Here is a 12,145-nt window from a genome sequence, read left to right on the forward strand (position 1 = left end):
AAAAACTTCAAATTGCGTCTTTTAGGACCTGAACCACCATGTCGCGCGGCACATCGGCGGTCACGAAACTGTCGCCAATCCCCCGCGCCAAGATAAAACGCAACTGACCATCGACGACCTTTTTGTCCTGTCCCATCAGGTCCACCAAAGCCTCGGCGGAGGGCAATGCGCCGTCAATATCGCGCAGATCGCATTTGGTGCCCATGGCCTTGAGATGCGCGCGCACACGGCTGGGCGCTTCTTGCGCACACAGTCCCAAACGCGCCGACAGTTCAAAGGCCAAGGCACAGCCAATGGCCACGCCTTCACCATGCAACAACCGGTCTGAATACCCGGTCGCGGATTCCAACGCGTGACAGAACGTGTGCCCCAGATTGAGCAATGCCCGGTCCCCCTGCTCGGTTTCATCGCGCACCACGATGTCGGCTTTCATCTGCACCGACCACCGCACCGCCTCGGCGCGTTTGACCATATCGCCCGCCGCCAAATCCGGCCCGTTGACTTCAAGCCAGTCGAAAAACGTCTCATCGCCCAAAAGGCCGTATTTCTGGACCTCGCCATAGCCGGCTAAAAAATCGCGCGGCGTGAGCGTCCCCAAAAGGGCAATATCAGCCAAAACCAACGAGGGTTGATGAAAGGCACCGATCAGGTTTTTGCCGTAGCTGGAATTGATCCCGGTCTTGCCGCCGACCGAACTGTCGACCTGCGCCAAAAGCGTGGTGGGAATTTGCACGAACCGCACGCCCCGGCGCAGCACAGAGGCGGCAAACCCGGCCAAATCGCCGATCACACCGCCGCCAAAGGCCACGACAATGTCGCGGCGTTCGCATTTTTGCGCCAAAAGCCATTCAACCGCGCGGGTGAACTGCGGCCAGGCCTTGGTGCTTTCCCCAGCGGGCAACGCAAGTGACACCATTTCGATGCCAGCGCTCGCCAATCCGGCCTCAAGGGGGGCCAAATGCAGCCCGGCGACGGTTTCATCCGTGATGACAAAGACCTTTTTCTTGGTGCCTAACAGCGGCGCGATATGCGGGCCCGCCTGCGCCACAAGCCCCGCCCCGATGCGCACATCATAGGCACGATCGCCCAGGGGCACATGCACGGTTTGATAGGCTACAGATCCGTATGTCATTGGCTTTCCTTCAAAATTCCGCCGTGCTGCGCCAGCGCGTCAATCACCTTATCCGCCATGGCCTCAATGCTCAGACCCGGCTCTGCGTCCACGATGATCCCGGCTTTGGCATAAAACGGCTCGCGCGCCTCAACCAAGGATTTGAGCGTCTCATACGGGTTTTCCGTGCGCAGCAACGGCCGTGTCGATTTATGACGTACCCGGTTCCACAGGATATTCAAATCGGCCTTCAGCCAAACCGCCACCCCGTTTTGCGCGATGATGTTGCGATTGGTTTCGGCCAAAAATGCCCCACCGCCGGTCGATAAAATCGCCTGCTCTGTGTCAAGCAGTCGCGCGATCACTTCCGCCTCGCGTTGGCGAAAAAATGCTTCGCCGTCGCGACTGAAAATTTCCGCCACGCTCATCGCGGCCGCTTTTTCGATCTCCGCATCCGAATCGAGAAACGGCACACAGAGCCGCGCAGCCATGGCTTTGCCAACTGCGGTTTTGCCGGCCCCCATCATGCCGACCAATGCGACCGTTTTTTTTAGCCCTTTTGCCATCGTCTCCCCCAAAAGAGCGTGTACAGTTGTGTCAGACAGTGCATGAAGGCCCTCGTGCGCCTTGGCATCGTCGCCACAGCGTCCCTGCGATCATGGCAACATCTTGCCGACAAAAATTTCGCCCCTTCAATGGCGTGATCTTGCCGGAAATACCATATATAAAACGGATAAAACCAGCCCGGGTCGGCAATCAGCCGTGAAACCCCGGAGAATACAAACAAAACACAGGCAATATTAACTCGGGCAATATCAATTCGGGCACAGGACTGGGACCACGCATCCCGCAACCGCCCAAGACCCCTGAACGGAGGCAGACCGCAGTGCGCAAATTCCTTTTTCGTCTTTTGGCCATCATCATCTTACTTGGGATTTTGGGCTTCATCGGCTTCGCCTATGTCGGCGATCTTTCGCCTGAGCGGGTGGAACATTCGGTCACCGTGCCGCTTGATGCCAAGTGAGGGGGCTTTCCCTGTGACGCCCTTTTCCCTCAGCACCCGTTTTGTCAGCGCCTCTTTGGGATGCGGCATCTGCCTGCTGATCGCGCTGGGGGGCGCGGCACGGGCACAAACGCCCTCAGCGACCGCCCCCGACAAACCGATCTCCGCCATCGACTGGCTCTCGGACTCGCTGGACGCTCCGCGCGCGCCTGCGACGAGCGCGCCACAGCCCAGCGACATTGCGCAGAACGCCCTGCCCGAGGATGTCAGCGTCGCCCCGCTTGACACGCCCAGCCCCGATGCCGCCGGGCTATTGCCAAGTGCTGTCACGGGCCTGCCGCGCGATCTTTGGGGCGCCTCGACCGCCACCGATCTGGCACGGCGGATCACCACGATTTCCGCCCGTCCCGATCTTTTGCCCGCCTCCCGCCGCTTGCTCAACACGCTGGTCTTGGCCGAGCTGAACCCACCGCTGCAATCACAAGCGGACGGGCGGCTGTTTTTGGCGCGCATTGATGCGCTCCTGAGCCAAGGTCTTTTGGATGAGGCCGATGCGTTGATGGAGCTTGCGGGGCTCTCCTCTCCGGCGATTTTCCGCCGCGCTTTTGATACAAAGCTACTGCTTGGCACCGAAGACGAGGCCTGTGCGCGTCTCACCCACACCCCCGGCCTATCCCCGACACTGCAAGCGCGGATTTTCTGTTTGGCGCGGGGCGGCGATTGGGATGCGGCGGCGTTGACGCTTGAAACCGGCGAGGCTTTGGGCCTCATCCGCGAAGATCAGGGCGAACTTTTGGCGCGATTTTTGGACCCGGAATTGTTCGAGGGCGAGCCGTCTCTGCCAATCCCCGATCACCCAACGCCTTTGACCTTTCGTTTGATGGAAGCCATTGGTGAACCGCTGGCCACCTCGTCTTTGCCTTTGGCCTTTGCCCAGTCCGATCTGCGCGCCACCACCGGATGGAAAGCCCGCGCCACCGCCGCCGAACGGTTGGCCCGTGTCGGTGCGCTCTCCCCCAACCGCTGGCTGGGGATTTGGTCCGAACATCTGCCCGCCGCCTCAGGTGGGATTTGGGACCGGATCGAGGCGTTGCAACGGTTTGAAACCGCGCTGAGCACCAATGATCCGGGGGCCGTGTCTCACGCCCTGCCACCCGCGTGGTCGGCGATGCGCGTGTCTGGGCTGCAACCGGTCTTTGCCGAATTATTCGCGGCCCGCTTGGCGCTTTTGCCGCTCAACGGCGAGGCTGCGGACATCGCTTTTGAAGTTGCGCTTTTGTCGCCGGACTATGAAAAAATCGCGACGAAATGGGCTCCGGCGTTGAGCCGAGATCAGGCCTTTTTGAAGGGCATCGCAATGGGCGATCTGCCGACACAGCGCCCGAGCACCGACATGGCCCGCGCCATTGCCACTGGGTTTCGCGGCACCGGGGTTCCGGTGCGTTTGACCAGCCTGGTCAGCGAGCAAAGGCTGGGCGAGGCTATTTTGCGCGCCATCGAGGTGCTGGAAGGCGGGGCTGCGGGGGATATCGACGAACTCTCGGACGCGCTCCAGTTTTTCCGTGCGGTTGGTCTTGAGGCCACCGCCCGGCGCGCGGCTTTAGAGTTGATGTTGTTGGAGCGACGCGGATGAGTGTTGCGCCACAAGATGCGCGGTGGATTTCGGGATTTGCCGAGGCGCAGATGGCGGAATTGGGCGCGGCAGAGAACACACAGATCTCCTATGGCCGCGATTTGATTGGATTTTCTGAGTGGCTGTGCGGACGCGGACAGTCGTTTGAAACCGCCGAGCGTACCGATGTTGAGGCCTATTTGATTGCTTGTGAGGCCGAAGGATTGGCGCAATCGACCCGCGCACGGCGGCTGTCCTCGATCAAGCAACTCTATAGATTTGCCTATGAGGAAGGCTGGCGCGCAGACAATCCGGCAATCCAGATCAAAGGCCCCGGACGCAGCAAACGCCTCCCCAAAACGCTTTCTGAGGCGGAGGTTGGTGCGCTTTTGGCGGCGGCGCGTGAGATCGGGCGCAGCCCAGCCGACCGTCTGCGCAACACCTGTTTGATGGAGCTTTTATACGCCACCGGGATGCGGGCCTCTGAGCTGGTGTCTCTCCCCGTCTCCGCCGCGCGCGGCGATCCGCGGATGTTGTTGATCCGGGGCAAAGGCGGCAAAGAACGGATGGTGCCCCTGTCGGAACCGGCGCGCGTGGCGTTGAGTGCATGGCTGATGGCGCGCGATCAGGCCGAAGACATCGCCAAGATTGAGCGTGGCAAAAAGCCTTCGGGCTTTGTCTTTCCCTCACGCGGCAAGCTCGGTCATTTGACCCGCATCGGCTTTTATCAACTGATCAAAGACATCGCGGTTCAGGCCGGGATCAGCCCCGACAAAGTGACGCCGCACACGCTGCGTCACGCCTTTGCCACGCATCTTTTGGCCCATGGTGCCGACCTGCGCGCGATCCAAACGCTTTTGGGTCACGCAGACCTGTCGACCACCGAAATTTACACCCATGTTTTGGATGAACGGCTCAAAGAGCTGGTGCTGACCCGGCATCCTTTGGCCGACCTTGGGCCGACGCAAACCGAATAGCGCGATGCATAGCAGGTGCCAGGGGGATCTTGCCGGACAAAACAACCAAGCCGCGTGCGCGCAACAGGCACTTGATCGCTCTCCTGAGACGACTGAAAAGCCGTCATTTTCAGATTTTTGGCGTCTTTACCGCCTCCCTTGGATCATCATTTTTACGAAAAACTCAGGGCCATATCGCTATTTTCTCTTTGGATTGAACCGCGTCCATGCCTTGCGCAGCTCCGCGCCGACTGGGGCATAAGATTCATCAAAAATCGAATGGCGCACAGGTGTTTGTGCCTGTTGTTCCGGCGTTGCGGTGGCGGCGGAAACGGCTTTGGCTTTCGCTGCGCGTTTCGGAGTCTCAGGGTCAGATTTCAACGTACTCATGTGACAGATATCCTATTGGGGAAAGGGGGCAGGATCGAAAAGAAAAAGCGGTGCATCGCTTGTCTTTGACAAGGGGATACACGCGGCACAAAACGAACAGACGGGGCGGAAAAGCGCAAAGGTGACGCGCGTCAAGACAGGCCCATGTCAGGCCTTATCGCACCAACCTTACGCCTATCGGGGCGCAATAGCGAGCGTGGCGTTTGACAAAGAGGCGCGATGCACCCCCAATCGCGCAAACCACGCCAAATTCCGCCTTCGCCCCCCTTGCGCGGACCTCGGAGGCTCCCCATAACCATCTCATGACCGATATGACCGACCCCACTCCGCTTCTTGATGCCGCCTTTTGGATCACCGCCGCCGCGATTGCGGCGCTTTTGGTGATGTCGGCGTTTTTCTCTGGCTCCGAAACCGCGCTGACCGCTGCCTCGCGCGGCAAATTGCGTTCACAGGCCGACAAGGGCGAAAAAGGTGCCGAGCGCGCGTTGAAAGTGACCGAGGACAGCGAACGGCTGATCGGCTCTGTATTGCTGGGCAACAACCTTGTGAATATCCTTGCCACCTCTTTGGCCACCGCTTTGTTCACCAAAGTGTTTGGCCAAAACGGCGTGGCTTTGGCGACGTTGATCATGACGCTTTTGGTGCTGATCTTTGCCGAGGTGCTGCCCAAAACCTACGCCATCACCAACCCGGAATCTGCCGCCGCCCGCGTCGCCGCCCCGATTGCGTTAATCGTGACGATCTTTGCCCCGGTGGTCGGGTTTGTCCGGCTTTTGGTGCGCGGCATGTTGCGGATGTTTGGGGTTGAGACCGACCCGGAGGCCGATATTTTGGCGGTTAAAGATGAGATTGCCGGGGCCATCGCGTTGGGCCATGTCGAAGGCGTGGTGCAAAAGGAAGACCGCGACCGGATTTTGGGGGCGCTTGATCTGGGCGAACGCACGGTCGAGGAGATCATGTTGCATCGCTCTCAAATCGAGATGATCGACGCCGATCTGCCGCCCGCCGAAGTGCTCGCACGCAGTCTCAAAAGCCCGCACACGCGTTTGCCGATCTACCGCGATGATCCTGAAAACATCATCGGCGTGATCCATGCCAAAGACCTGTTGCGCGCCATGCATGCCGAACGCGAAGTGCACGAACGCCAAGGCCGCGAGAGCCAATCGCTGGACGGTGACACGCCGCTTGTGTTGATGGATTTCAGCGATTTTGACGTGTTGGCCGTGGCGATGAAACCCTATTTCGTGCCCGAGACCACGACGCTCGATGACCAAATGCGGCAGTTCTTGCACCGCCATACTCATTTTGCCCTCGTGGTCGATGAATATGGCGCGCTTCAGGGGTTGATCACGCTGGAGGATATTCTTGAAGAGATCGTTGGCGAAATCACCGATGAGTTTGACCGCTCAGAGGCCAGCCCCGTGCGCTCAAAAGACACCGGCGATTGGGTGGTTGAGGGCGGCATGACGATCCGCGACTTCAACCGTTCGACCGAATGCAACCTGCCTGACGAAGAGGCCAACACCATCGCCGGTCTGGTGATCCATGAGGCGCAGATGATCCCCAATGCCGGTCAGGTGTTTTCTTTTCATGGCTACCGTTTCGAGGTCGCCAGTCGCAAGGACAACCGCATCACCAAACTTAAAATCCGCCCTTTGGGAGACAGCTGAATGCTCTCTTATCAACACGGCTTTCACGCCGGAAATCTCGCGGATGTTCAAAAACATGCGCTTCTCGCCGTTATGCTCGACTATATGACGCGCAAGGACAAACCGATCTCATATATCGAAACCCATGCTGGTCGCGGACTTTATGATCTGACCAGCGCGCAGTCGCAAAAGACCAAAGAGGCGGCGCAAGGCATTGAAAAGGTGGGGAGTTGGTTCAAACCGGATCACCCCTATGCCCGTGCACGTCAAATCATTGCCGAGGCGCATGGTGCGACCACCTACCCCGGCTCTCCGGCGATTGCGCAGGCTTTGTTGCGCGCCAGCGATGCGATCCATTTGGCCGAATTGCACCCGGCCGAATTTGCCGCCCTTGATGAAAACACCAAGGCCAGCCCCGGCCAATCTGTGCTCAACGTCAAACAGATCGACGGGATGCAATTTGCCCAATCCATCTGCCCGCCCGATCCCAAACGCGGACTGATGCTGATTGATCCGTCCTACGAGATCAAAACCGAATTTGAGACCCTGCCAAGCGCGATCTACAAGCTGCACCGCAAATGGAACATTGGCGTTATTGCGCTGTGGTATCCGGTGTTGAAAACCGGACAGCACATGCCGCTGGTCAACGGCATGCTCTACGCCAATTTCCCCGGTTGTCTGCATCACGAGGTGCGGTTTCGCCCGGCGCAAAAGAACCATGGCATGATCGGGTCCGGCCTGTTCGTGATCAATGCGCCTTTTGGCCTCAATGATGAAGCGGCGCGACTGACCCGGCTGTTTAACACGCTGTAGGCAATCAGACAGAGACGCGTGCCCTGCGTGTCTCTGTCGTGGACGATGGCCCTGTCCGACTCACCCCATGCGTGTTCCCACCAAGCGGGATCATCCAGATGTGTGATGCGGGGGTCTTCAACCTCAACGCGAAACAAATTGCACCGATCGTCGCTGGCTTTGCATTTTAAAAAGAGCCACCTCTATATTGGCCGCTTAAATGTGAATTTTCCCTAAAACTCTATTGAAAACCTTGTTCCTTTCCAGGCCCATGCGCTAAATCTTAACCCATTGTTAACTTTTAGACCGACCGCGTTTGAACGGCTTCGAACGCTTTAACGATGACTGCGCGTTTAGAGCGACGACATAGTTTCAACCGGACGGGTCTCATGTCCCCTTGAGGGACCCTATTTGTGTCTGGGGGGACACCATATGCTTGGATTACTTGCACTGACCACGTCCGTTTTTGCCCTCTCTGCTGTCATGGGCACCTTTGGCGACGACACCATCACCGGCACAGAAGACGACGACAGCATCATCGGCGATCAAGGCGATGATCATATCTCTGGCGAAGGCGGCAACGACATGATCGCTGGCTGGTCCGGCGACGACGCCATCAGTGGCGGCGAGGGTGATGATTTTCTCTACGGCAACCGCGGCGATGACACGCTTTGGGGCAATGCGGGCGATGACGTGCTGCGTGGCGGCGAAGGCGAAGACAACCTGTTCGGCGGCAATGGCGACGACTTGATTTCTGGCGGTGCCGACGATGACCACGTCTATGGCGGCTCTGGCAGCGATGACATCCAAGGCGATGACGGCGATGATCGCCTCAATGGCAGCAAAGGCGACGATAGCGTTGCGGGCGGCAACGGTGATGATGTCCTGTCTGGCGGTCGCGATGACGACACTCTGACCGGCGACGCGGGCGATGATCGCCTCTATGGCAACCTTGGCAATGACACGCTTGATGGTGGCGAGGGCGACGATATCGTCTATGGCGGCGACGGCGATGACACCCTGTCGGCAGGCGACACGGAGGAGAGCGCGGGCACCGATTGGTTGGTCGGTGGGTATGGCAATGACACCCTCTCCGCGTCCAGTTCCGATACGGTTTATGGCGACAACGTCAATGGTTCGGGCCATGGCGATGACAGCTTTACCATCACCCAAGACACGCTTGGCGAAGGTCAGGTTGTCACGGGCGATGGCGCGGACAATGTCACCGTGGTCGCCGCCGCGACCGGTACGGACATGACCGACGACACCGCAGAAGAAACCGAAACGGACCTTGCCGCAGAGGCGGACGCCGAGACCGCCGAACTGGGGCATGTGACGATTTCGGATTACACCCCTGGCGAAGACGTGTTGACCCTCGACCTCTCCGCCACCCCGGATGCCACGGTCGAGATTTCTTTCGATGCTGAGGCAAATGCCTTTCAACTGTACCTGACCGAAGGCGACAGCTCGCGTCTTTTGGTGGTCGTGGAACCGGCCGAAGGTGTGATCTTTGACGAAGCCTCCCTCAACGTCGAAGACGTCATCATCGCGGCCTAACACACAAAGACATAGCTCTGCGGATCTGTGGTCTGCGGATCTGTAGCATGAAACAGTTTGGGCGGAAGGGTGCACCCCTTCCGCCCAATGTTCGTTTTGGCCAAATCCGCGTTTGAGTTTTGACCTCAGCGGGCTTTGAAAATACCGCCCAAAATACCGCGCACGATGCGTTTTCCGGTGGTGCCCTTGAGCTCTTGGATCACCATTTTCGTCACCGTCTCGCCAATGCTGCTGGACTTTGAGGAGCGGCGCGAGGATGTGCTGCGCTCATAGTTCTTGCCGTCATAGCGCCGGGCCTTGGCAAATTCGCGCTCCAATTTGGCGCGTTGGGTCTCTTCGGCCTTGTGGGCTTTTTCCGCCGCCTTCTCGGCCTCCAATTTGCGCGCGGCTTCCGCTTCGGCACGCTCCGCCGCCTCGGCTTCTTCTGTCGCCGCATTGGCGCGTTTCAACAGGATTTCATAGGCGCTTTCGCGGTCCAGAATCGTCTCATATTTCCCGGCAATCGGCGAGGTGTTGATGATCTCGGTGCGCTCTCCCACCGTGATCGGCCCAAGCTGCGAGCTGGGCGGGCGAATGAGCGTGCGCTCGGAAATCCCCGGCACGCCTTTGGCCTGCAAGAACGAGGTCACCGCCTCGCCAGTCCCGACCTGTTTGATCGCCTCTTCAATGTCAAAGCGCGGGTTGGGGCGATAGGTTTCCGCCGCCCGCACCAGCGCTTTTTGATCGCGCGCTGTAAAGGCGCGCAGAGCGTGTTGGACGCGATTGCCCAATTGGCCGAGGATGTCTTCGGGGATGTCATCGGGATTTTGAGTGACGAAATAGACCCCAACGCCTTTGGAGCGAATGAGGCGCGCGACCTGTTCGACCTTATCGACCAACGCTTTGGGGGCATCATCAAACAAAAGATGCGCCTCATCGAAAAAGAACACCAGCTTTGGCTTGTCCGGGTTGCCGATCTCCGGCAGCTCCTCAAACAGCTCGGACAACAACCACAACAGGAACGTGGCATAAAGCCCCGGTGCGGACATCAACGTGTCGGCGGCCAGAATGTTGATCCGCCCACGACCGTCCACATCGGTACGGATGATGTCGGACAGTTCCAGCGCCGGTTCGCCAAACAGGTTCGCCCCGCCTTGGTTTTCCAACACCAACAGATCGCGCTGAATGGCACCAATCGAGGATTTGGAAATATTGCCGTAGCGCAGGGTCAATTCGTCGGCATGTTCGCCGCACCAAACCAACAATGCCTGAAGATCTTTGAGGTCCAAAAGCGGCAGGCCCTGTTCGTCCGAGACGCGGAATGCGACGTTGATCACACCCTCTTGCGCCTCTGATAGTCCCAACAGGCGCGACAACAACAGCGGCCCCATTTCCGCCACTGTGGTGCGGATTGGGTGGCCCTGTTCGCCGAACAAATCCCAAAACGTGACCGGGAAACGCTCATAGACCAGATCAAGCCCGATGGTCTCGGCGCGCGATGTGAAGGCCCCGTGCAATTTACCCTCGGCGCTGCCGGATTTGGCCAGCCCGGACAAATCGCCTTTCACATCCGAGAGAAACACCGGCACGCCTGCGTTGGAAAAGCCTTCAGCGAGGATTTGCAACGTGACGGTTTTGCCCGTCCCGGTGGCCCCGGCGATCAACCCATGGCGGTTGCCGTATTTCAACAGCAAATCCTGTGCCGCGCTGTAACCTTCGCCGCCGCCCCCGGTGAAAATGCGGTCCACAATACCTTCGCTCATACCCAACGTTCCCCTTAGATGGCTGATTCCTTCAAGGTTTAGGAGAAACATCAGATTTTTCAAAGCTGTATGATAAAGCAGCGCCCGAAAAACCCACATCAGGGCCTCGTTCAGCGGTCACAGCCTTTATCTGCCGCGGATCGGTTTCTCTCAAACCTGTCTCAGATTGAAAGAAACGTGCTGTTGAACAATACAATTTTAACCTCTTGCTGCCAGTCTGTGTGTATTCGAACCCTCTCCTCTTCGGTTCGAATTGACTTCCTCCCTGTCAGACTGGCCGCCCGGGTGCGCTTTGCCCCGGTGCGGCCTCTTTTCTAACAAGTCGTAAATCTATCAGGGCGCAAAACTGCCATTTCCCCAAATCCAATCAGAATCAGCTCATCAAATCCCCGTGAAAATTCTCGTTGACGAGGCCGATTCTGTGTCATACCGTTGTCGCAATAAGTCGGCCAAGTCCGACAGGGAGTTATAAGATCGCAAGATCTACGGATCACAAGATCACAAAAGCCTCGGTTCTGCCGGGGCTTTTGGTTTTTGGCCAAGGCACCCACCGCCGTTTCACCCTATTCTCTTTGCGGATTTCCGCCGCCCCTTGCCTCACGCCCCGTGTCTTCACGCGAATTTTTGCCAATCGCGCCTGACAGCCCCCAAGTGACGTGCTAAAGCAGGGTCAAATTTGCAAACAACATATGGACAGATAATGCCTTCCATCGCTCGCAAGACCGCCACCTTCGCCACCGCTGCCCTGATCGCCTGCGGTGCCGCTTTGCCCGTCTTTGCTCAAGACGCAGCCCCTTCCTTGTCTGCCGGTACGCCGATCGAACCCGCAAGCAACATTGGGCGGCCCTATGCGCTTGAAACACAGGGCGATTGGGAAATCCGTTGCGTGAAAGCCCCTGAGGGCTCGGTTGATCCTTGCTCCATGTATCAGTTGTTGAAAGACGGCGATGGCAACGATGTCGCGGAAGTGACGATGTTCCATGTTGGCTCTGACACTGTCGAAGCCGCCGCCACCTTCACCACACCGCTTGAGACACTGTTGACCGCGCAATTGGCGTTTTTCGTGGATGGCGAAAACGGCCGTCGCTACCCCTATTCGTTCTGCACCAAAGTCGGCTGTTTCGTGCGCGCGGGCATGAGTGGTGCCGAAGTTGAGCAGTTGAAAAAGGGCGTTGAGGGTCAGGTTGCCATTGTGCCGGTCGGTCGCCCCGACGAACCAGTGCAATTGAAACTCTCGCTCAAAGGCTTCACCGCCGCCTATGCCAAAGTGACCGAATTGAACATTGCGGCGAAGGATGGCAAAGGTCCCGAAGCGCCTGCTGAGTAAGCTCAG

At 58.4% G+C, this 12,145-nt stretch carries 11 protein-coding genes; 7 read left to right on the plus strand and 4 right to left on the minus strand.

The window, feature by feature from the left end:
- Positions 1–7 precede the first annotated feature (7 nt).
- Entirely contained in the window at positions 8–1,132 is a 1,125-nt protein-coding gene (gene aroB, locus DA792_RS08145; RefSeq protein WP_107719515.1) for a 3-dehydroquinate synthase, read from the minus strand.
- A complete protein-coding gene (locus tag DA792_RS08150) occupies positions 1,129–1,716 on the minus strand; it encodes a shikimate kinase (protein ID WP_302667094.1) in 588 nt (195 codons plus the stop codon). The genes aroB and DA792_RS08150 overlap by 4 nt, the downstream gene beginning before the upstream one ends.
- A 281-nt stretch (positions 1,717–1,997) precedes the next feature.
- Here DA792_RS08150 and DA792_RS22430 point away from each other — a divergent pair, with 281 nt between their 5' ends.
- Genes DA792_RS22430 through DA792_RS08160 form a run of 3 tightly spaced genes read left to right on the plus strand, consistent with a single transcriptional unit; the run spans position 1,998 to position 4,703 of the window.
- Positions 1,998–2,135 carry a hypothetical protein gene (locus DA792_RS22430; RefSeq protein ID WP_199908139.1) on the plus strand — a complete coding sequence of 46 codons (138 nt, stop codon included), beginning with the start codon at positions 1,998–2,000 and terminating at the stop codon, positions 2,133–2,135.
- A gap of 13 nt (positions 2,136–2,148) precedes the next feature.
- Positions 2,149–3,747, plus strand: coding sequence for a hypothetical protein (locus tag DA792_RS08155; RefSeq protein ID WP_254679642.1), 1,599 nt, complete (start codon positions 2,149–2,151; stop codon positions 3,745–3,747).
- A complete protein-coding gene (locus DA792_RS08160) occupies positions 3,744–4,703 on the plus strand; it encodes a site-specific tyrosine recombinase XerD (RefSeq protein ID WP_107719517.1) in 960 nt (319 codons plus the stop codon). Before DA792_RS08155 ends, DA792_RS08160 begins: the two co-directional genes overlap by 4 nt.
- 177 nt (positions 4,704–4,880) lie before the next feature.
- On the opposite strand, the gene DA792_RS08165 is transcribed toward DA792_RS08160, so the two are convergent.
- Positions 4,881–5,072 (minus strand): hypothetical protein, encoded by a 192-nt coding sequence (locus DA792_RS08165; RefSeq protein WP_107719518.1) that lies wholly within the window; start codon positions 5,070–5,072, stop codon positions 4,881–4,883.
- A gap of 302 nt (positions 5,073–5,374) precedes the next feature.
- Here DA792_RS08165 and DA792_RS08170 point away from each other — a divergent pair, with 302 nt between their 5' ends.
- The 3 genes from DA792_RS08170 (at position 5,375) to DA792_RS08180 (ending at position 9,070) form a co-directional block, all read left to right on the plus strand.
- Entirely contained in the window at positions 5,375–6,742 is a 1,368-nt protein-coding gene (locus DA792_RS08170; protein WP_107719519.1) for an HlyC/CorC family transporter, read from the plus strand.
- Entirely contained in the window at positions 6,743–7,534 is a 792-nt protein-coding gene (gene rlmJ / locus DA792_RS08175) for a 23S rRNA (adenine(2030)-N(6))-methyltransferase RlmJ (protein ID WP_107719520.1), read from the plus strand.
- 411 nt (positions 7,535–7,945) lie between these two features.
- The gene (locus DA792_RS08180) at positions 7,946–9,070 is read left to right on the plus strand and encodes a calcium-binding protein (protein WP_107719521.1); all 1,125 of its coding nucleotides are present in this window, start codon (positions 7,946–7,948) and stop codon (positions 9,068–9,070) included.
- Between the two features lie 125 nt (positions 9,071–9,195).
- Here the strand turns inward: DA792_RS08180 and DA792_RS08185 are convergent, their stop codons facing one another.
- Positions 9,196–10,812, minus strand: a complete 1,617-nt coding sequence (locus DA792_RS08185; RefSeq protein ID WP_107719522.1) for a helicase HerA-like domain-containing protein — start codon at positions 10,810–10,812, stop codon at positions 9,196–9,198.
- 700 nt (positions 10,813–11,512) lie between these two features.
- Between DA792_RS08185 and DA792_RS08190 the strand changes: the two genes are divergently transcribed.
- Positions 11,513–12,139, plus strand: a complete 627-nt coding sequence (locus DA792_RS08190) for an invasion associated locus B family protein (RefSeq protein WP_107719523.1) — start codon at positions 11,513–11,515, stop codon at positions 12,137–12,139.
- Positions 12,140–12,145 lie beyond the last annotated feature (6 nt).

Origin of the sequence: Celeribacter baekdonensis (genome assembly GCF_003047105.1) — a bacterium.
Classification (GTDB): domain Bacteria; phylum Pseudomonadota; class Alphaproteobacteria; order Rhodobacterales; family Rhodobacteraceae; genus Celeribacter; species Celeribacter baekdonensis_B.